Here is a 21359-nt window from a genome sequence, read left to right on the forward strand (position 1 = left end):
CAGAGAATTGGCGGATGGCAGTGCTGTCACCGCCATCCGCGCACTGTCACTGAAGGACGATTTTCGGGAAGTAGAATGAGACGACCCAGTTCGGGGCATCCACGATTTCGGATATCCGCAGATCGCCACAGACCGAGCACAACATGTAGGCCTCGACCGGGCTGTATCCATGACGGGCACACAGCAGATCGATCATGTTCGACAGCGCTGCGCGTGCGCCTTCGAAAAGGTCCGTGCCGATGCCGGTGGTCGCCTCGTAGCCCAGCGTGTCCAGGTGGCCGGTCACGGGTCCCGGCGTTTCGAAACGCGGCATCTTGAGGTTGGCACCCTTGATCAGGTCCAGCTCGATGACGGTGTTCATCGGGCTTTCGATCGCCGTGCCGCAGACCTCGCCGTCGCCCTGGGCCGCATGGGTGTCGCCGATGGAGAACAGCGCCCCGGCGACTTCCACGGGCAGGTAGAGCGTGGTGCCTGCGGCCAGATCCCGGATATCGAGATTTCCGCCGACCCGGCGCGGCGGCACGATCGAATGAAGCCCGGTTTCGGCCGGGGCGACGCCGATGGTCCCGGCGAAGGGCTTCAGCGGAACCTTGCCGAAGGGCGCGAAGGCGGATGTGCCCAGCTTGTCCTTGTCATAGGACCAGACATGCAGCGCGGGATCGGTGAACTGGTCCGCCAGCAGTCCGAAACCCGGAATGTTGGCGGTCCAGCCGAAGCCGGACGGCTTGAACTCGTGGATCTTCACCACGAGTGCATCGCCCGGCTCGGCCCCGTCCACATGGATGGGGCCGTTCACCGGGTTGATCTTGCCGAAATCGAGGGTGGCAACGTCCTCGACGGTGCTGCCGGGCGTCAACTGGCCGGCGGAACTGTCGAGACACTCGAATTCGAGCACGGTTCCAGGCGCAACTCTCTCGACCGGGACAAACGAGTTGTCCCAGCCGAAATGGTGTTGTGCCGCGTGGATCGTATAGCTCGCGGCCTTGCACTTACTGCACATCTTTCGCCCACACGTAGTCGTAGTTGACCGGGATATGAACCGGATCGACAAAGATGGCGTCCGGACCGCCGAGGCGTTCGGACCGCATGGTGAAGCGCTGTTCGTGGAACACCGGTGCCCAGGCCGCGTCGTCCATGACCGAGATGAAGATCTTGCGCCAGGCTTCCTCGCGAGCGGCTTTCTGGGCCGGATCGGTCATGCTGTCGGCCTCGGTCGCCAGCTTGTCGAGCTCCTCGTTGCAGTACCAGGACCAGTTCCAGCCGCCCTGAACGGCACCGGCGCAACCCAGGATCGGACCGTAGAAGTTGGACGGATCCGGGAAGTCGGCGATCCAGGCCATGCCGCCCGACCAGATCATCGGCGCCTGGTCCGGCTCGCCGCCGGCCGCGATCACGTTGGCCTGTGCCAGCGCCTTGATCTCGGCCTTGATGCCGATGGCGGCAAGGTCTGCCTGGATGGCCTGGGCGATACGCGGGTTCGGATCGGTGTTGTAGACGTAGATCTCGGTTTCGAACCCATCCGCGAGACCGGCTTTTGCGAGAAGTTCCTTCGCGCCTTCCGGATCGAAGGAATAGCCTTCATAGGCGGTGTCATAGCCGGGCATGGTCGGCGGCAGCGGCTGGTTGGCCGGCACGGCGCGGCCGTTGATGATCCGCACGATGCGGTCCTTGTTGATGGCCATGTTGACGGCCTGACGCACTTCCAGCTTGTCGAAAGGCGGCATCTTGACGTTCATCGTGACGTAGCCGGTGTGAAGCTGGCCGCCTTCGATGATCAGGTCCTTGTATTGCGGATCGCCGGTCACCTCGAGGAACTTCGCCGGCGGAATGCCGTCACCCGGAATGTCGGCTTCGCCGCGCTGAAGGCGCAGCAGGGCCACGACCGGCTCCTGGCCGACCTCGAAGGTGATCTGGTCGAGCTTGGGAACACCGGCGCGCCAGTAATCCGCGTTGCGCTTGAAGACGAGCTTCTGGCCGAGGGTCCAGTCCTCCAGCGAGAAGGCGCCGGTGCCGACCGGATGCTTGCCGAAATCGGCGCCCCATTCCTCGACGGCTTCCTTGGGAACGATCGAGGAAAAGTTGATGGCCATGACATGCAGGAAGGTGGCGTCCGGACGGGACAGCTCGATCTTGACGGTATAGGGATCGACGACCGTGACGCCTTCCAGGGTCTCCGCTTCGCCGGACGAGACCGCATCGAAGCCCTTGATCGAACCGAAGAAACCGGCGCCCGGGCTCTGGGTTTTCGGATTGGATACGCGGTTGAGCGAATATTTAACGTCTTCGGCCGTCATTTCCCGGCCGTTGTGGAACTTGACGCCCTCGCGCAGTTTGAACGTGAACACCGTGCCGTCGTCGGAAATCGTGTAGTCCTCGGCAAGGTCCTTCATCAGGGTGGTGGTGCCGGGCTCATAGTCCATCAGCCCGTCGAACAGGCTCTTGATCATGGACCAGTTCTGCCAGTCGTAGCCGATGGCCGGGTCCAGCGTGGAGACGTCGTCCTTGTAGGTGACGATCATGCTGCCGCCCTGCTTGATGTCGTCGGCCATGACCGGCGACAGGGATGTCGCCGCGAGCAGCGCCGCGGCGCCTGCCAATACAGTATATTTCATATTCCAACCTCCGGTTCAGGTCCTGGGTGCCGGACCGCTCTGACGGCGGCTGTCCCCGGCGTGAGGGTTGCGCGTCAGCGCAGCTTGATCCTTGGATCAATCAGGGGGGCGACGAGATCGGCGACGAAATTGCCGATCACGATCGCCATGGCGGATACCAGCGTGACACCCATGATGATGGGGATGTCGACGCGCTGGATGGCCTGCCAGGCGAGCTGGCCGATGCCGGGCCAGCCGAACACGCTTTCAACGACCACGATGCCGCTCATGAACAGGCCGATATCGATGCCGATCATCGCGATGATCGGCAGCATGGCATTGGGGAAGGCGTGCCCGAACAGGACCTGCCAGCGGCGCAGACCCTTGGCGCGCGCGGTGCGGATGAAGTCCTGGCGCAACACGTCGATCATCGAGGACCGCATCATGCGCGAGTACCAGCCGGCGCCCAGAAGACCCAGGGTCAGCGAGGGCAGCACCATGTGCCGGAAGGTGCCGTAGCCTCCGATGGGAAACCAGCCGAGCTGGACGGCGAAGACATAGAGCAGCAGGATGCCGATCACGAACTGGGGCGACGACACGCCGATGAAGGACAGCACCATCAGGCTGGTGTCCGTCGCCGTGTTGCGGCGCAGGGCCGCTATCAGACCCATTGTGAGACCGATGACGAGCTCGCACACGATCGCACCGGCCATCAGGAGAAGCGTTGCCGGCAGTCGGGACCAGATCAGGGCACCGACCTCGGTCTTCTGCAGGTAGGACCGGCCCAGGTCACCCTGGACGAGCCCGGCGAGATAGCGGCCGTATTGCTGATAGAAGGGCAGGTTGAGGCCGAGCTGTTCGCGGATGTTCTCGACCGTTTGCGCCGTCGCGCTGCGCCCGGCGATCTGCCGTGCCGGGTCGGCCGGGATCAGATAGAGCAGCACGAAGGTGACGAAGGAAATCCCGAGCATGATCAAGAGGGACTGGAAGGTGCGTCTGAGGATATATCCGCCCATGGTCAGTGCTTCCCCTTCTGGGTCGGGTCGAGCACTTCACGCAAAGCATCGCCCAGAAGGTTGAACCCCAGGGCCAGCCCGATGATGGCCAGGCCGGGAAAGAACACCAGCCAGGGCGCGGAAGTGAAATAGGTCTGGTTCTCGTAGACGATGTTGCCCCAGGACGGGGTCGGCGGCTGAACGCCGATGCCCAGGTAGCTGAGCGTTGCCTCCAGCAGCACCGTGGTGGAAATGCCCAGGGTTCCGAACACGACGATGGTCGGCAGCAGATGCGGCAGCACGTGCAGGAACAGGATGCGGTTCCGCCCGGCGCCCATGGCCCGTTCGGCCAGGATGAACTCGCGTTCGGACAGGGACCGTGTCTCGGTATAGACGACACGGGCCATCTGCACCCAGTTGACCATGGCAATGACCATGGCGACGATCCACAGGGACGGACGGAACAGTGCCGCCAGCGTGATGGCCAGCAGCAGCGCCGGGAACGCCATCATCAGATCGGTGAACCGCATCAGCACGGTTTCAACCCAGCCGCGGAAATATCCGGCCAGAATGCCGACCAGCGCGCCGAAGGAGGCCGCGATGCCGTTGGCGACCACGCCGATGATCAGCGAGGTCTGGGCGCCGTAGATCAGCCGGGACAACAGGTCCCGTCCCAGAAGATCCGTGCCGAGCCAGAAGACCGGACCGGGCGGCAGGGGCGCGCCTTCAAGGGTCAGCCCGTCGAAAAACTGTTCAGCGGGATCGAATGGCGCCAGCACCGGTGCGAACAGCGCCGCGCCGACAATGATCGCGATCAGGACGAGCGCCAGCACCGCCAGCTTGCGGCGCATCAGGCGCGACAGGACGCCGTCGGGGGCGGTCAGAGCCGCAACCGGCACCGGTTCAGGCCTTGCGTTTGCCGACATCGGTCCCTCCGGCGCGGGCCAGCAGATCGAGGGCAACGTCCTCGATGGTCTGGCGGCTCGTCATGGCCATGTCCTGCAGGACGCGATAGGCGCCGTCCGCGTCGCCGTCCTGATGCTGCATCAAGAGAAGGATCGCCTCGGCGACCTGGGGCCGCAGGGACAGGCGCTCTTCAAGTTTTGCGATGCGCTCGCTGGACAACCGGCGCATGGCGAAGGTCTGCGTGGCGACCACCAGCGCGCCATAGACGCCGGTGGGCCGGATCGGCTTGTTGAGATGGGCGATGGCCCCCCGGCGGATGGCCCATTCGACCCGGCCCGGCGCCTCGGTGCCCATCAGGGCGATCATCGGCATGGGCTGGGCCTCGACAGGCCAGGGAAACTGGGCGTCATGGCAGACATCCGCGTCGAAAACGATGAGATCCGCCGTTTCCGCGTTTGCGGGCAGATCCGGCCAGGCGGTGGCGACGCCAACACCAAGACGCTCGAGCTGGCGCGCGGCCGCATCCCGGTCGGCATGGGGTTTGTGCAGGATGATCGCGGACCAGCCACGGAAACTGGGGGTGCGGAACAGGGTGCTCATGACGACACCAGCCTCAGGAGGGGAGGCAGGCGGTCATTGCTGTCCTCTCTTCCCGCGTTCGGACGGGTGTCCGTGCCCAGCGGAGCGTAGTCGACAAGATAGGGATCCGGCGCCAGAGGTCCCGGCAGGGTCTCGGTTATCCGGAACCGGGGCGTTGTCGCGTCAGGGGAAGTCTCGACACGTGCGATCAGCGGCTGCAAATGGGCATGGTGGGTGCTTCGGTCGATCCTGATCTGCCGGATGGGGGTCTGGTGCGGCCGGCTGCAGATCTGTTCAAGCACCTCGGAGGGGTCCGCGGAACCGCAGGCCTCGATCGCCCGCGCGAGCAGCCATACGGCCTCATACGGTCCGACGAACATCGACGAGATGGCCCGGTCCGGGTCCCGCAATCCGCGCATCTGCATCAGGAACGCCCGGTTCTCCGCTGTTTCGAGCGTTTCGAAATAGGTGGAGGTCGAGATCAGGCCCTCGGCGGCCGCGCCGAGAACCGGCAACTCGGCTTCGGTCAGGTTGCAGCTCAGGATCGGGCAGCGCCCGGGGCCGAACGCCGCGTCTTCCCGGGCCAGGTCCTTCATGGCGCGCAGGAAAGCATAGCTGCTGACGCCGATCAGGTTGTTCAGGATGAAATCGGGTTTCTTTTCCCGGATCTCGGATATCAGATGTGCGATATTCTCATCGCCGATGGCGATGTAGCGTTCGCCCAGAACATGTCCGCCGCAGTCGGCAAGCAGTTCACGGGCGATGCGGTTGGTTTCCCATCCCCAGATGTAGTTCGAGCCGAGCAGAAAGGCGTTGCCGCCGAACTTCGGCACCACATGCCGGAACAGCGGCACGACCCCCTGGTTGGGGCAGGCGCCGGTATAGACGACCCGGTCGTGGCTTTCGAACCCCTCATAGGGCGTTGCATACCAGAGCAGGCCGCGGCCGCGCTCCAGCACCGGCAGGACTTCCTTGCGGCTGGACGAGGTCTGCGTGCCGACGATGTGCTGGCAGCCTTCCTGCCGCATCATGCGATCCGCCTCGCAGGCATAGTTTTCCGCCAGACCCGCCGGATCGCTTTCCACCCGCTCCAGGGTAAAGCCGAACCGGCCCGAGGCGTTGACCTCGTCGATGGCCAGACGGGCGCCCCAATAGGCTTCCCGCCCGATCTCCGAATACGACCCGGATTGCGAAAAAAGCACGCCAACCGGAATGTTGCGAACGCTCATGTCTTTCCGGCCCCTTGCGGGCCGCTCCTTCAGGTCGAAACCTCGGTCAAGGCACAAAAAAACCCCGACCCGCAATGTCGAAACTTGCGCAAGATCGGGGCTGGATTGCCGCGCGGCTGACCAGATGCCGCTATATGACTTTCAGGATTGCCGAAGCATTTGCGCTTGTCAATCGCAATGCCGGTGAAAAAATAAGCGAGCTTAATTTCGCGGCATATCCGGGTGACGTGCCTGGAACGCCGAACCGGGCCTGCAGGTGCTGCGGTGCCGGTCGTCCGGGGGGCAGCGTATCGGCATGAAGGTTTTGAAATGACCGGTCAAACAAGGCGAGGGCCTTCGGGCGATGGGACCGGGGCCAGCCTGGTTCCTGCCACGCGAATCCTTGCGCCAGGGTCAATTCAGGATTGAACCTGCTCAGGGTTCATACGCGCGCCCAAATTTGAAGCAGGTGCCGGTTCTGGGGCCGGTTCAAGTTCCGGGTAAAGGCTTTTTGCGAACATTTGGCTGGGTGGTGAAGATGATCTGCTCCGCACCGAACCGGTGGACGCGATGGCTTTCAACCAGTCCCAGACGCCCCAGGAGACGGCATGACGCTGTGTTGGCGCTTTGCGTTTCGGCCACTATCCGCGCCAACCCGACATCCTCAAGTCCATGCTTTATCGCGGCGCTGACAGCTTCACGTGCTATGCCCTGGCCCCAGGACGAGGGCCGAAACTGATATGAAACTTCCCAGTCTTTCCCGTCCTTGTGCGGCGTGAGTTCGACAAGCCCGAGCGCTCCGCCGCTCCCGGTGAGGGTAACTACCCACGCCCCGGAGCCTTCCTGTCGGGTCAGGTGCTGTCTGAAGCGCGAATACCACCGCCGCCAGGTCACGGGCCCTCCCAGGTGTCTCCTTACATCCGGATGGCTCATCAGCCTGCAGTAGAACCAAAAATCCCGCCAGATAACGGGACGCAGGCACAGTCTGTCGGTTTCCATCGATTTAGCGAACATTGTACTGTTCATAGATCAGGTCGCCGCAGCGACGCAACCAACTGCCAAGACGTCTTCCAGAGACGGCAATTCGCCGCGAAGGGGCCCGACAAGCCGTAAACCCGATCCGCAGACATCAATGTCATTTCCCGGTCCAATCGCCCGCTTTTGACGACCCGGACATGATGAGAAGTTATAAAAAAATGGTGACCCCGACTGGATTCGAACCAGTGACCCTCAGATTAGGAATCTGATGCTCTATCCTGCTGAGCTACGGGGCCTTATTGCGGTCGATTAGCATGATTTGCCGGGGATGGCGACTCCCGTTTGCGCGGGGGGCGGAACACGGGCCGCGTCGGAAAACCTGGCGGGGGCGCAGGCCCTGCGCGATTGCCGGCGCAGGGCGGCAGGCCCGGAATCGGCTGCCGTGTCTTGGACTTGCCGTATTCGCTGAGTAGCACAAGGCCTGTCGTGACCGCTTTCACAGCCTGGCCGGAGCCGTATTGGCCCTGCGTGCCTTGCGAAAGGGGCACTCTGGACAACGGCTGAGAGGATGACCCGTGCCGCGGAGGCTGGTGAAATTCGGTGGGACGGTTCGGGCCGGTCGGCGCTCGCGCGGGTCAGGTCCGGTCCTGCCGGGGCTCGCGATGATCGTTCTTCTTGGCGCCTCCGCCACGGCACAAGAGAGCGCGGGCGGAAGATCCGCTCCGGTGCCTTCGGCCTTGCCGGCCTGTGTCGGCGAGGCGGAGAGCGCCGTCGAGGTCATCCATGGGCCGGACGACAATCTTTTCAGGTCCGCCGACGGCACGCGTTACGTGGCAACGGATCTGCGGGATGAGGTGGACCTGGGGCCGCCGCGGGTCCGGGAGGCGGAGACATCGGATCGGGCCGGTTTTGCAGGCAGGGCCGTGCCGCTCGGGCCGCCGGACCGCTGGAACCGGGTGCCGGCCTGGATTGTCGTTGACCGGGACGGCAAGGACCGGCTGTGGCAGGCGGAGCGTTTTGAACAGGGGCTGGCGGTGTTCGCGCCGGCGCGCGCTCAAGCCGCCTGCGCGGACGCATTGCGCCGGGCGGAAGGCCGGGCGCGGCGGGCCGGTGTGGGTGTCTGGCGGAACAAAGGCGCGGGACTGGCGTTTTCAGCGGTGCGGCCAAAGTCTTTTCAGACCGCGGCCGGGCGCTATGTCATTGTTCGCGGGCGCATAGTTTCCCTTGGAAAAACCGACAGCACCCGCTATCTGAACTTTGGCAGATATTGGAAAACGGATCTGACCGGCACCTTGAAAACCTCCGGCGAGGAGGAATTCGACACGGTTCTCGGCCGTTCCGGCCGGTCGCTGGACGATCTGGCCGGCCGTTTCGTGGAATTGCGCGGCACGGTCGAGGATCGGGACGGGCCGCATATCGCGCTCCGGCATCCGGAGCAACTGGTGGTACTGGATGACTGACAGGCAGGGCATGACGGCCAGGGCAATTCCGGATTTCGGCGGTCTTTCGGCTTCGGTTCCGGCTCAGGCTCCGGCTTCGGCTGATGCACGCTCGGTGCGCCGTGCCGGCCTGCGCCGCCGGCTGAGAGCGCTTGCCGCCGGCAGCGCCGCGCTTCTGACCGCCTCCTGCCAGTTGCTTGGTGACGGGCCAGGTGTGGGAACCGTGACGCCCGGCACCCTCAGGCCGAACCTTGCCGCCGATATCGGCGAGCGGGAGCACCCGAGGGTCGTGGCCACCTATGGCGGTGTCTACAAGGACAGCGGTGCGGAACGGGCGGTCGCCAGTGTCGTCGGCCGGCTGGTTGCCGCGTCGGACGATCCGTCCCAGACCTACAAGATCACCATCCTGAACTCGCCGGCGATCAACGCCTTTGCCCTGCCTGGGGGCTATCTCTATGTCACGCGCGGCCTGCTGGCCCTGGCCAACGACACGTCTGAAGTGGCCGCGGTGCTGTCCCATGAAATGGCCCATGTGACCGCCAGCCACGCCATCAAGCGCCAGCAGCGGGCCGAGGCCAAGCAACTGGCCAACCGGATCCTGACCGATGTCGTGCAGGATTCCGAGGAAGCCCGCAAGGCGATCATCTCCTCGCAGCTGTCCTTCGCCCGTTTCAGCCAGGTGCAGGAGCTGGAGGCGGACGCCATCGGCGTCAAGACACTCGCCAAGGCCGGGTTCGATCCCTATGCGGCCGCCCGGTTCCTGCGATCCATGGCGGCCTTCGCCAGCTATCAGTCGGCGGACAAGTCGGGCTCCTCCGCGCCGGACTTCCTGTCCTCGCATCCTTCGACGCCCGAGCGGCTGCAGATCGCGGTGCGGTCCGCCCGTCAGATCGGAGCACCCGGTATCGGTGAGCGCGACCGGGAACGCTATCTCGGTCAGATCGACGGCATGCTGTTCGGCGACGATCCGCTGGAAGGCTTCGTGCGCGGGCGGTCCTTCCTGCACAAGGCGCTGGGCATCGGCTATACGGTTCCGGCAGGATACATCCTGGAGAACACGCCGGAAGCGGTGCTTGCCAGCAATGGCGACGGCACGGCGATCCGGTTCGACGGCGCGGATGTCAGCGGCTATTCCAGCCTGCGCGACTACATGAATTCCGGCTGGATCAACGGATTGCTGCCCGAAAGCGTGCGCGAGACCACCGTCAACGGCCTGGCGGCGGTAACCGGAGCGGCCATCACCCAGGGCTGGTCGTTCCGGATCGCGGTCGTGCGCATCGGCCGCACCGGCTACCGGTTCATTTTCGCAAGCCGGTCGCCGAACGACCGCTTCGATCAGGACTTCCGCGCAACCGTGGACAGTTTCAAGCAGTTGTCGCCAACGGAGCGCGCGCGCCTCAGATCCCTGCGGGTCAAGGTGGTCCAGTCCAAGCCAAGCGACACGGCGCGCAAGCTCGCGATCGGCATGAGCGGGGTCGAACCGTCGCGGCGGCTCGAGTTCTTCTCGATCCTGAACGATCTCAGCCCCGACAAACCCATCCCGGCCGGCACAGCCATCAAGCTCGTGGTGGATTGATTTCCACGCAGATGCCAGCGGGCCGCTGCCCCCGCGCTGTCCCCGGTATTGCCTTTACATCAGTTTCGAAAATGACGACGTGCCCACACCCGCAGCAGCCTTCCCCGACTTGATCGGGGATACATTCCTGCTTGCCGCTTGCCCGGTGGCGGATCGGGACGCGCGAACGGGCAAGGAGCTTTCCGTCGTGCCGCGTTGACACCGGCTGGATCCCCGATCAGGCCGGGGAAGGAGCCGGGGTGAGGCGGTTCTTCCGGATAGCGGCCCGGGTCAGGCTTTCTGCCGGCCCTGTCTCAGACGCTGTAGGCGGTCTGGTCGGGCTGGGATGCAAGGAGGGCCGATTTCAGCTTTTCCATGGCACGGCTTTCGATCTGGCGCACGCGTTCCTTGGAAATGCCGAGTTTCGTACCGAGGGACTCCAGCGTGGCGCCATCTTCCGAGAGGCGCCGTTCGCGCACGATCTTCAGTTCACGCTCGCTCAGGACCTTGAGCGCCGAACTGAGCCACCGGCTGCGGCGCTCGGAATCGATGTTGCCCGTGACGATCTCGTCGGGCAGCGGGGCGTCGGATACCAGGAAGTCCTGGCGGTCGGCGGAAGAACCTTCGCTGTCGGTGATCGGTGCATTCAGGGACGTGTCCGGACCGGACAGGCGCGCGTTCATGAGCGCGACGTCCGACTGTTTGACACCAATCGCGTCGGCGATCTTCTGATGCAGTTCGCTGTCGGTGAGGGGTGTCTGGTTGCCGGAAAGCTTGGCGCGCAGGCGGCGCAGATTGAAGAACAGCGCCTTCTGGGATGACGAGGTGCCGCCGCGCACGATCGACCAGTTGCGCAGGATATAGTCCTGTATCGAGGCCCGGATCCACCAGGTGGCATAGGTCGAGAACCTGACTTCGCGTTCCGGCTCGAAGCGCGCCGCCGCTTCCAGAAGGCCGACATGGCCTTCCTGGATCAGGTCCCCGAGGTTGAGGCCGAAGTTCCGGAACCTGGAGGCAACCGCGATCACCAGACGCATGTGCGACAGCGAGAGTTGTTCCAGAGCCTTCTCGTCCCGCGCGTGCCGCCATCGAAGCGCCAGGTCCATTTCCTGCTCACGGGTGAGGTAGGGGGCTTTCATCGCGGTCTGCACCAGCTGACGTTTTTCGCTCATGGACATGATCGACGCTCCGATGTGTTGTCGGCGGATTAACACCCACCGAACTTGACGACGTGCCATCTGACCGCGGTATCGGTTTCTTCGGCAAGGAGCGGTTCAATGGTCGATGCCCTGCATCGCGCGCCTGACCGGCGAAAAGATAGGGTCCGTCAAATGGGGCCTAATCAACTTCGGCTTAAATTACGTGCCTCCTGGCAGGTTAGATCACTTGAGGATGCCGCTGGGGCAGAATTTGTGCACTTTCCCGTGAACGGGTCGGGGCGCTGTCCGGTCAACGCAAAAGGGCCCGGAACGATCCGGGCCCTTGAACTTCATTCAGGAATTGATCCGCGCTGAACTCAGGCGGCTTCTTCCTTGTCATCGTCATCATCACCGGCTGCGGCTTCGGCAGCGGCTTTCAGACGGCTCGGAGATTTCGCCAGATTCTGTTCGATCTGCTTGACCGCTTCGGTTTCCGAACACTTGTTCACGGCCGCGATCTCGCGCGCCATGCGATCAAGCGCAGCTTCATAGAGCTGGCGTTCGGAATAGGACTGCTCGGGCTGGCTCTCGGACCGGAACAGGTCACGGACCACCTCGGAAATCGAGTTCAGATCGCCGGAGTTGATCTTGGCTTCATATTCCTGCGCGCGGCGGCTCCACATGGTCCGCTTGACGCGCGGACGGCCACGAACGGTTTCCAGAGCCTTCTTGACCGCAGCCGGGTCACCGAGCTTGCGCATGCCCACTGTCGCGATCTTGGCGACGGGAACACGAAGGGTCATCTTGTCCTGTTCGAAAACGATAACGAGCAACTCCAAAGTGTGACCTGCAACGTTCTGTTCTTCAATGGCGGTAATCTGGCCGACGCCGTGTGCCGGATAAACGATAAACTCGCCGGTTTTGAATCCCTGGCGCTGCGCGGTCTTTTTGGTGTTTGTTGCCATTCTGGTATTCTCTCCTGCGCAGTTGATCAGTCCGTGTCGGACCTGTGCTGAACCGCTGCGATGCGGCCCTCTATTTTTATGTGACACGAAGCCCGCCGAGCGATCCGAAGTGGAACGCCTGTTGATATGCGGCGTGTCAGGGCTGGTCAGTCGTTGAATTCCACACTAGAACCTTGATTAGTCATCATGAGCTGCCGGTGCCTTTGTCCGTCCGGTGGTTGAGGCCCGGGACAGAAATTAAAGACTCCGACTTAAGGGGTTGTTCTCGTGGTTGGCGACTGTCCTAAAGATATAACATACTTTTGTGGAAAATTAAAGTGTTGTGCTTTTCAGATGCGCAAACGCAACAGCAGACCTGACCTTTTACCTGTGTCAGGTGTCTGAAATTCCAGAGAGAATCATCGTCCCGCCAGATTCGGAATTGCTTGCGGACGTTCCGATGTGCACAGGCGGGAACGAATCAGGCAGGCGCTTTCGGTGAAAAATATTGTTCCAGCTTGTTCTCTTTGCCGTCAAATTCCTCGGCCTCGGGCAGAGCATCCTTCTTTTCGGTGATGTTCGGCCACTTTTCGGAATATTCGGCGTTGAGCCCGATCCATTTCTCCAGACCCGGCTCGGTGTCGGGCAAGATGGCTTCGGCGGGACATTCCGGTTCACATACGCCGCAGTCGATGCACTCGTCGGGATTGATCACGAGCATGTTCTCGCCCTCGTAGAAACAGTCCACGGGGCAGACTTCAACACAGTCGGTGTATTTGCACTTGATGCAATTGTCTGTGACGACGTAGGTCATCTCTATCCTCATTCGGCACCGGGACCGTTCTTCATGGCGGTTGCCAGAAAAAACGCGACCGGCGGTCAGGTTCGTGCCGCGTTTCTGCGAGAAGGCACGATCAGTGTCTCGTGTTGATGTTGGGTATCGCTTTTGTCAACTGCGTGCAAGCGCTCCGGATGACGCAGTCAGGGGCGAAAAGAGAAAGTTTTTCCGTTTTTCCCGCCGAAGCCGGATTCTGCCTCAATCGTCGCTGCGAAAGGCGTCGAGTTTGCGCCTGTCGCGCTTCGTCGGCCTGCCAGCGCCCGCATCCCTGAGGCCCGGAGGCGGCGGTGGCGCTGCCTGTTTTGGCGGGGGCGGGGGCGACAGGTCCTCATAGAGCCGGCGCGCCTCCTCGTAAGGACCGCGCTTGGAGCCGAGCGCCACGACCTTGAGAACCAGAACACGTCGTTCAAGCACGATTGTCAGCACGTCGCCCGTGCGCAAGGTCTTGCTGGGGGAGGAAATCTTGTCCTTGTTCAGACGGACATGACCGGAAGCCGCCAGCTTCTGGGCAAGCGACCGGGACTTGGTGACCCTGGCGTACCAGAGCCACTTGTCGACACGCAGGCTGGCGCCCTCGGAATGTGCCTCCGGCTGCGGAATTACTTCTTGTCCTTGCTTTCCATGTTCGCCTTGAGCGCCATCAGCGCCGCGAAGGGCGAATTCGGGTCTATGGGCTTGTCTCTTTGCGGCTTGTCGCGGCGGTTGCCGCCGTCAGAGCCCTTGCCGCCGCCTTTGCCGCCTCTGGTGCCGTCCTGGGCTCCGCGATTGCGGCCCGGACCGCCCTTGCCGCCCTTGCCGTGACGTTTCTCTCCCTGGGGCCGGTCGCCCTGGTTGCTCTCGCCCTGGCCGGACTTCTGGGGCGCACCCCGGCGGTTGTCGCCCCGGCGCTGATCGTTGCGGCCACGCGGCCGCCGGTCCGGACGGCCGGGCCGCCAGACCTCGATGGTGACCGTTTCCAGTCCGGTTTCCGGTTCGGTGGCGGGATCGGTGTCCGGTGCCGCATCGTCGGCAGCAGCCGGCGTGTCGTCCTGTGCAGGTACTGCGGCTGTCGGTTCGGTTGCGGCAGTTTCCGCCGGAGCCTCGTTCGGAGCGGGCTCTTCCGAGGTGCCGGTGGGCTCTGCCGCAGTTGCAGCCTCGTCCGCGGCCGGCGCCGTCGCTTCGGCACCGGTTGCTTCCGGGGACTGCTCCTGCGGCGCGGCGTCTGGTCCGGCTTCCGTTTCCGCTCCGGACCCGGCCACGGGGTCCGTTGCCTCAGTTGCGGAGACGTCTGCCGGAGTGCCGGCATCGGTCGCGGCGGTTGCATCCGCAGGGGTCTCGTTCGCGGCGTTCGTTTCGCTCGTGACGGCTTGTTCGCCTGCCGGTCCTGGCAGCGCCGGGCGCTGAACTTCCCTGGTCTCACTGCGGTAGCCGAGCGATTTCAGAACGGCGGAAAAATCCTCGCCGGCACAGCCCAGAAGGCTGGTCATCGCCACGGTGACCGTAAAGGCGCCGCCCTGCGCCGTGGCGCCTTCCGGCGGACTGACTTCCGGGTCCAGCGGTTTCCAGGCGATGAGCGGCCGGATCAGGTCAGCCAGGCGCTCAAGTATGTCGACGCGCACGGCGCGTGGGCCGCAGACACGAAAGCCGACCACCTTGTAGAGCGCCTTGTCGATGGTCTCGTCGACCGGAATGGAGGTTCGGCCGGATGCGGACAATTGCGGCAGCTCGGTCATGCCGTTCATGTCGAGCGCGCCGTGCTTCAGGGCCCAGAGCTGCGCCAGAAGCTGGCTTGGAGCCGGCTTCAGCAACGCGGGAATGAACACGGTATAGGCGCCGAACCGAATGCCGTGCTTGCGCAAGGAGGCGCGCATGTCCTGGTCGAGCTGACGGATTTCGTCGGCAGCTTCCTGGCGCTCGAGAATGCCCAGGCCTTCGACGAGGCGGAACGCGATGCCGCGCGCCAGGCCTTCCAGGCCCTCTGACGTTTTCAGGTCCGTCAGCGGCTTCAGCAGCGTTTCGATCTGTGACCTTGCCCAGAGATCGAGACGACCCTGGACGTTGTCACGGGCAGGCCCGTTCAGATGCTCGTCGGCCAGCAGCAGCACGGTCGGTGTCAGAACGTCCTCGCCGGCCACCATCTTGGCCACCGGTTCGCCGCGCCAGCGCACGGTGCCGTCGGCGGTCAGGACAAAATCGGTGTTCTCGGACTTGCCCAGTTTTTCGGCCCGGGATTCGATCTCGGTCGTCAGGGCTTTCTGCGCCGCGGCCCGAACCGTCTTGCCGTCGGGTCCTTCCGCTGCCGCGTCGGGGGCAAACCGGAAGCCAAGCAGATTCCCGATGTGCTGTCCTTCTACGAGCACATCGCCGCTCGATGTAATTTCCGCTTCCAGCATTGCGTTCTCTCTCAAACGTCGCATCAATACACTTGTCCGCCGATCCACGAAGCGCTGTGTCAGCCGCTCGTGAAGGGCGTCGGATAGTCGATCTTCAATGCCGCGGGTCACACCCTGCCAGTGGGCCGGATCGGCCAGCCAGTCGGGGCGATTGGCGACATATGTCCAGGTCCGGATGTGTGCAATCCGGTTGGCGAGTGTGTCGATATCACCATCCGTGCGGTCTGCGAAGGCCAATTGACGCGAGAACCAGTCATCGGCGATGGCATTGTCCTGCATCATATGGGTGTAAATCGTGTTGAGCAGCTCCGCATGGTTCGCCGGGGCGATCTTGCGATAATCGGGAACCTGACACACGTCCCATATCAATTCTACCGCGTTTTGGCCTTTTGCCATGCCGGATATTGCCGGATCGCGCAATAATTGTTCAAGAGCGGTGATGTCGTCACCGGTCGGCGCCCGTGCGAGACCGTCCTCCCTGGGAACGATGTCGAGGCTCTGGCGCAATGCGCCTGCGGATGAAAAATCCAGCGCACTGTTGCGCCATTGCAGCACTTTCAGGCTTTCGAAGCGATGACTTTCGATCTGTTCGACCAGATCGTCGTCCAGAGGATCGACCCGTCCGGTCACGCCGAAGGTGCCGTCGCTTGTGTGCCGCCCGGCGCGTCCGGCGATCTGGCCCATCTCGGAAGGCGTCAATTGACGATACTGGTAGCCGTCGTATTTGCGGTTGCCGGCGAAGGCGATGTGCTGGAGATCCAGGTTCAGACCCATGCCGATGGCGTCCGTGGCCACCAGATGGTCGACATCGCCGTTCTGGAACAGTTCCACCTGGGCATTGCGGGTGCGCGGGCTCAGGGATCCCAGCACCACCGCCGCGCCGCCGCGCTGGCGGCGGATCAGCTCGGCTATGGAATAGACCTCATCGGCGGAGAAGGCGACCACGGCGGAGCGCGCCGGCAGGCGGGACACTTTTTTCGACCCGGCATATTCCAGAACGGACATGCGCGGTCGTGTGATCACGTTCAGCCCGGGCAGCAGCTTTTCCAGAAGCGGCCGTGCGGTCGCCGCCCCCAGGAGCAGGGTCTCGGAGCGGCCGCGCAGGTTCAGGATCCGGTCGGTGAAGACATGGCCGCGATCCAGGTTGCCGGCCAGCTGGACCTCGTCGATCGCGACAAATTCGGTGTCGAGGTCGAGCGGCATGGCTTCCACCGTGGACACCCAGAAGCGGGGCCTGTCCGGGATGATCTTCTCTTCGCCGGTGATCAGCGCGACGGAGTCAACGCCCGCGCGCTCGGCCACCCGTCCATAGACTTCACGCGCGAGCAGCCGCAGCGGCAGGCCGATCAGTCCGGAGGACTGGGCAAGCATGCGCTCGATGGCAAGATGGGTCTTGCCCGTGTTGGTCGGTCCAAGCACCGCTGTCACTGTGCGGGACCGGGCTGACGGCGGCAGCGGCATGGATTGAAGACGAGGCATGGAAGAGCTGGACGATCGGCTTTCTTCGGCTCGGTGCCAGGGACCTGGCACCTATATCTGGTGCCGGGTGTCTAACACAGGCGGTTGTCCTGTGTCGCCACTCTTTTGGCCCGGAGGCAGGTTATTCGCGCAGAAAACAAAGTGTGGAGAACGACTCTGGAACAAACCGAAACCGAATCGGCGACACCTGGCGATTCAGGGTTTGTTCCATACCACATGTGGATCCGGCGGCGGTCGGCGCCACGAAATCGTGAATCGGGTCAACAAGTTGAATCTTGCTTGCGCCCCCAGGGTGATTTGCACCGAATCCATGTCAATCAGAATCTTGCCAACTGACGGCGCGGACCGGAACGCGGGCTCCCGTCCTGCCGGACACAGGGTGAACGGAAGCGGGACGAATCGGTGTTTCCACGAGATTCCGGATTTGTTCCTACAAGATGTAGTGGTGTGCAGGCTGATGCCATCTATCGGAAAAATGCTCCGCCCGGCAACGACAAGCCCAGCCCTGAATCTGGCCCCGAACCCGCTCCGAACCCGAACCCGAGCGCGTCGGACACCGGGCGCGAGTAACCTGGAAGCGCGGCCGGGCTCTGCCGGCGGGCAAGTGAGCCGGCTGAATTGCCGGGCCGGTGCCGGCGGTGTTCCGGCGGCAGGGTTTGGGCCGAAATTGCTGCGCCGCAAATTTTTTGAAAGTGTCTATGATGTCGAGGCTTAAGCCGATTTTGCTATCTATTTCCACACGTTACCGGCGCAGGCGCAAAAAAATTCGCCAGTCCAGAAAACGGACATGGCGGCGGCCTCTTTTCAAGAGCGTCCGACCAAAGTAGAAATCATGCCGAAAGTGGCGCTGCTGTTTGCGCGACATCAGGGGGTGTGGACGTTTGGCGATAACCAAAATTCTCGTTGCGAACCGGTCCGAAATCGCGATCCGGGTATTCCGGGCGGCCAATGAGCTTGGCCTGAAGACCGTCGCGATCTATGCCGAGCAGGACAAGCTGGCCCTGCATCGCTTCAAGGCGGATGAGGCCTACCAGGTCGGCAAGGGAATGGGGCCGATCGAGGCCTATCTGTCCATCGACGAGATCATCCGCGTCGCCAGGCTCTCCGGTGCCGATGCGATCCATCCCGGCTATGGGCTGTTGTCCGAAAGTCCGGAATTCGTGGATGCGTGCGAATCGGCCGGCATCACCTTCATCGGCCCGAAATCGGAAACCATGCGCCGGCTCGGGAACAAGGTGGCCGCGCGCAATCTGGCGATCGAGGCGGGTGTTCCGGTGATGCCGGCAACCGATCCGCTGCCGGACGACATTGCCGATATCAAGGTGCAGGCCGCGAAAATCGGTTTCCCGGTGATGCTGAAGGCCTCCTGGGGCGGTGGTGGCCGGGGCATGCGCGTGATCCCGGACGAGGCGACCCTGGAAAAGGAAGTGGTTGCCGCCAAGAGGGAAGCCAAGGCCGCCTTCGGCAAGGATGAAATCTATCTGGAGAAGCTGGTCGAGCGCGCCCGCCATGTGGAAGTGCAGATCCTGGGCGACGGCGAGAACGTGGTTCACCTGTTCGAGCGCGACTGTTCGATCCAGCGCAGGCACCAGAAAGTGGTCGAGCGCGCGCCTGCACCCTATCTCGATGAGGCCAAACGCGCGGAACTGTGCGGTTACGGCCTGCAGATCGGCCGCGCAGTGAACTATCGGGGCGCGGGCACGGTCGAATTCCTGATGGATGCCGATACCGGCGCCGTCTATTTCATCGAGGTCAATCCGCGCGTACAGGTCGAACATACCGTGACCGAGGAAGTCACCGGGATCGACATCGTCCAGGCGCAGATCAAGATCAGCGAAGGCGCAAAGATCGGCACGCCGGAGAGCGGTGTCCCCGCGCAGCCGGATATCCGTCTCAACGGCAACGCCCTGCAATGCCGGATCACGACGGAAGATCCGGATCAGAATTTCATTCCCGACTACGGCCGCATCACCGCCTATCGCGGCGCCACCGGTTTCGGCATCCGGCTGGATGGCGGCACCGCCTATTCGGGCGCGGTCATCACACGGTTCTACGATCCGCTTCTGGAAAAGGTGACCGCCTGGGCGCCGACGGCGGAAGACGCGCGCAAGCGCATGGACCGGGCCCTGCGCGAATTCCGGATCCGGGGTGTGGCCACGAACCTGGTGTTTCTGGAAAACATCATCGGCCACGCGGATTTCAAGGCCAACAACTACACCACCCGTTTCATCGACGACACGCCGGCGCTGTTCCAGCAGACCCGGCGCAAGGACCGGGCGACCAAGCTGCTGACCTATATCGCGGATGTGTCGGTGAACGGCCATCCGGAAACCAAGACCCGGGCCCGGCCGCCGAAGGACGTGGCCGCCCCGGTGGCACCGGAATTCGGCACTACCGCCGCCCCGGAAGGCACGCGGCAGTTGCTCGACCGGCTCGGTCCTGGCGGTTTTGCCGACTGGATGAAGACGCAAAAGCGGGCACTGGTCACCGACACGACCATGCGCGACGCGCACCAGTCCCTGCTCGCGACGCGCATGCGCAGCCACGATATCGTCGGCATCGCGGATGCCTATGCAAGCGGCCTGCCGACCCTGTTCTCGCTGGAATGCTGGGGTGGAGCGACCTTCGACGTGGCCATGCGTTTCCTGACGGAGAGCCCCTGGGAACGCCTCCACAAGGTGCGCGAGAAAGCGCCCAATATTCTGCTGCAGATGCTGCTGCGCGGTTCCAACGGCGTCGGCTACACCAATTATCCCGACAATGTGGTGAAGTTTTTCGTCGCCCAGGCCGCCGAGAACGGTGTCGATCTCTTCCGCGTGTTCGACTGTCTCAACTGGGTGGAGAACATGCGCGTTTCCATGGACGCGGTCCAGGAGGCGAACAAGCTCTGCGAGGGCGTGCTCTGCTATACCGGCGACATGCTCGACAGTGCCCGGCCGAAATACGACCTGAAATACTATGTCGGTCTTGCAAAGGAACTCGAGGCGGCCGGCGCGCATATCCTCGGCCTCAAGGACATGGCCGGTCTGTTGAAGCCCGAGGCGGCGAAAGTCCTGATCCGGACCCTCAAGGAAGAGGTCGGCCTGCCGATCCACTTCCACACACACGACACCTCGGGGATCGCGGCGGCCACGGTTCTGGCTGCGGTCGAAGCGGGCGCCGATGCGGTGGACGCCGCGATGGATGCGCTGTCCGGTCTGACCTCACAGCCCTGTCTCGGCTCGATTGTGGAAGCCCTGCGGGGCAGTGACCGCGACACCGGACTGGACGCGAAGACGATCCGCCAGATCTCGTTCTACTGGGAAGCCGTGCGGGCCCAGTACCGGGCGTTCGAAAGCGACCTGCGCTTCGGTGCTTCGGAAGTCTATCTGCACGAGATGCCCGGCGGCCAGTTCACCAACCTGAAGGAACAGGCCCGTTCGCTGGGGCTGGAAACCCGCTGGCACGAAGTGGCGCAGGCCTACGCCGACGTCAACATGATGTTCGGCGACATCGTCAAGGTGACACCGTCCTCCAAGGTGGTCGGCGACATGGCGCTGATGATGGTCAGTCAGGGCCTGAGCGTGGCGGAAGTCGAGGATCCCGCCAAGGATGTCGCCTTCCCGGACAGCGTCGTCCAGATGCTGCATGGGGATCTGGGACAGTCGCCGGGCGGATGGCCCGCGGCGCTGCAGAAAAAGGTGCTCAAGGGTGGCACGCCGATCACGGTCCGTCCGGGCTCCCTGCTGGAAAAGGCCGATCTGGAGGCGGAGCGCAAGGTGGCAGCCGAAAAGACCGGTCATGAAGTCAGCGACACGGAGTTGGCCTCCTATCTGATGTATCCGAAGGTCTTCACCGATTTCGACAAGGCCCAGCAGCAATACGGACCGACGTCCGTGCTGCCGACACCGGTCTATTTCTACGGGCTCGAGGCAGGTGACGAGATTTTCGTCGAGCTGGAACCCGGCAAGACGCTGGTGGTCCGGTGTCAGGCGATCGGCGAAACGGACGAGAAGGGCGAGAAGAAGGTGTTCTTCGAGCTCAACGGCCAGCCGCGCATCGTCAAGGTGCCGGACCGGGCACACGGAGCTTCCGGTGCGGCGTCCATGCGCAAGGCCGAAGACGGCAACGCGGCCCATGTCGGTGCGCCGATGCCGGGCGTGATCTCGACGGTCGCGATCGCCGCCGGACAGGAGGTCACGGCGGGCGACGTGCTGGTCTCCATCGAGGCCATGAAGATGGAAACCGCGCTCCATGCCGAGCGCGACGGCAAGGTCAAGGAAGTCCTGGTGAGCCCGGGGGCCCAGATCGACGCCAAGGACCTGCTGGTGGTGTTCGAAAGCTGATCGAGGGGAGC

The 21359-nt window shown here is 63.3% G+C and carries 15 protein-coding genes, 1 tRNA gene and 1 pseudogene; 3 read left to right on the forward strand and 14 right to left on the reverse strand.

The features are described from left to right. Nucleotides 1-46: 46 nt before the first annotated feature. The 8 genes from AC0VX3_RS02450 to AC0VX3_RS02485 form a co-directional block, all read right to left on the reverse strand. Nucleotides 47-1000 (reverse strand): acetamidase/formamidase family protein, encoded by a 954-nt coding sequence (locus tag AC0VX3_RS02450; RefSeq protein ID WP_475523383.1) that lies wholly within the window; start codon nt 998-1000, stop codon nt 47-49. Continuing rightward, entirely contained in the window at nt 990-2612 is a 1623-nt protein-coding gene (locus AC0VX3_RS02455) for an ABC transporter substrate-binding protein (RefSeq protein WP_475523384.1), read from the reverse strand. The genes AC0VX3_RS02450 and AC0VX3_RS02455 overlap by 11 nt, the downstream gene beginning before the upstream one ends. Before the next feature lie 74 nt (nt 2613-2686). Further along, entirely contained in the window at nt 2687-3607 is a 921-nt protein-coding gene (locus AC0VX3_RS02460) for an ABC transporter permease (protein ID WP_342893501.1), read from the reverse strand. A gap of 2 nt (nt 3608-3609) precedes the next feature. Beyond that, nucleotides 3610-4512, reverse strand: coding sequence for an ABC transporter permease (locus tag AC0VX3_RS02465; protein WP_475523385.1), 903 nt, complete (start codon nt 4510-4512; stop codon nt 3610-3612). Further along, nucleotides 4490-5092, reverse strand: a complete 603-nt coding sequence (locus AC0VX3_RS02470) for an ANTAR domain-containing response regulator (protein ID WP_348144256.1) — start codon at nt 5090-5092, stop codon at nt 4490-4492. Before AC0VX3_RS02470 ends, AC0VX3_RS02465 begins: the two co-directional genes overlap by 23 nt. Continuing rightward, nucleotides 5089-6300, reverse strand: coding sequence for a transporter substrate-binding domain-containing protein (locus AC0VX3_RS02475; protein ID WP_348144254.1), 1212 nt, complete (start codon nt 6298-6300; stop codon nt 5089-5091). The genes AC0VX3_RS02470 and AC0VX3_RS02475 overlap by 4 nt, the downstream gene beginning before the upstream one ends. Before the next feature lie 468 nt (nt 6301-6768). Continuing rightward, nucleotides 6769-7305, reverse strand: coding sequence for a GNAT family N-acetyltransferase (locus tag AC0VX3_RS02480; protein WP_475523386.1), 537 nt, complete (start codon nt 7303-7305; stop codon nt 6769-6771). A 171-nt stretch (nt 7306-7476) separates the two neighbouring features. Further along, nucleotides 7477-7553 (reverse strand) — tRNA-Arg (locus AC0VX3_RS02485). Between the two features lie 366 nt (nt 7554-7919). On the opposite strand from AC0VX3_RS02485, the gene AC0VX3_RS02490 reads away from it, so the two are divergent. Both AC0VX3_RS02490 and AC0VX3_RS02495 read left to right on the forward strand, forming a co-directional pair. After that, the gene (locus tag AC0VX3_RS02490) at nt 7920-8717 is read left to right on the forward strand and encodes a hypothetical protein (protein WP_475523387.1); all 798 of its coding nucleotides are present in this window, start codon (nt 7920-7922) and stop codon (nt 8715-8717) included. Continuing rightward, a complete protein-coding gene (locus AC0VX3_RS02495; RefSeq protein WP_475523388.1) occupies nt 8710-10272 on the forward strand; it encodes a M48 family metalloprotease in 1563 nt (520 codons plus the stop codon). Before AC0VX3_RS02490 ends, AC0VX3_RS02495 begins: the two co-directional genes overlap by 8 nt. 293 nt (nt 10273-10565) lie before the next feature. On the opposite strand, the gene AC0VX3_RS02500 is transcribed toward AC0VX3_RS02495, so the two are convergent. From AC0VX3_RS02500 to AC0VX3_RS02525, 6 genes and pseudogenes are all read right to left on the reverse strand, one after another. Continuing rightward, the gene (locus tag AC0VX3_RS02500) at nt 10566-11429 is read right to left on the reverse strand and encodes an RNA polymerase factor sigma-32 (protein ID WP_475523389.1); all 864 of its coding nucleotides are present in this window, start codon (nt 11427-11429) and stop codon (nt 10566-10568) included. A 338-nt stretch (nt 11430-11767) separates the two neighbouring features. Further along, nucleotides 11768-12355, reverse strand: coding sequence for a CarD family transcriptional regulator (locus AC0VX3_RS02505; RefSeq protein WP_348144248.1), 588 nt, complete (start codon nt 12353-12355; stop codon nt 11768-11770). Between the two features lie 460 nt (nt 12356-12815). Continuing rightward, nucleotides 12816-13148, reverse strand: coding sequence for a ferredoxin FdxA (gene fdxA / locus AC0VX3_RS02510; RefSeq protein ID WP_342893508.1), 333 nt, complete (start codon nt 13146-13148; stop codon nt 12816-12818). Between the two features lie 222 nt (nt 13149-13370). Next, a complete protein-coding gene (locus AC0VX3_RS02515; protein WP_475523390.1) occupies nt 13371-13586 on the reverse strand; it encodes an RNA-binding protein in 216 nt (71 codons plus the stop codon). A 66-nt stretch (nt 13587-13652) separates the two neighbouring features. Continuing rightward, nucleotides 13653-13772, reverse strand: a pseudogene (locus AC0VX3_RS02520) (RNA-binding S4 domain-containing protein); the annotation flags it as partial. Continuing rightward, nucleotides 13772-17023, reverse strand: a complete 3252-nt coding sequence (locus AC0VX3_RS02525) for a helicase-related protein (protein WP_475523391.1) — start codon at nt 17021-17023, stop codon at nt 13772-13774. The pseudogene AC0VX3_RS02520 and the gene AC0VX3_RS02525, both read right to left, overlap by 1 nt. Before the next feature lie 881 nt (nt 17024-17904). Here AC0VX3_RS02525 and pyc point away from each other — a divergent pair. Beyond that, nucleotides 17905-21348, forward strand: a complete 3444-nt coding sequence (gene pyc / locus AC0VX3_RS02530) for a pyruvate carboxylase (RefSeq protein WP_475523392.1) — start codon at nt 17905-17907, stop codon at nt 21346-21348. The last annotated feature ends 11 nt before the right edge of the window (nt 21349-21359 follow it).

The organism is Roseibium sp. QJM3NY_11 (assembly GCF_056173175.1).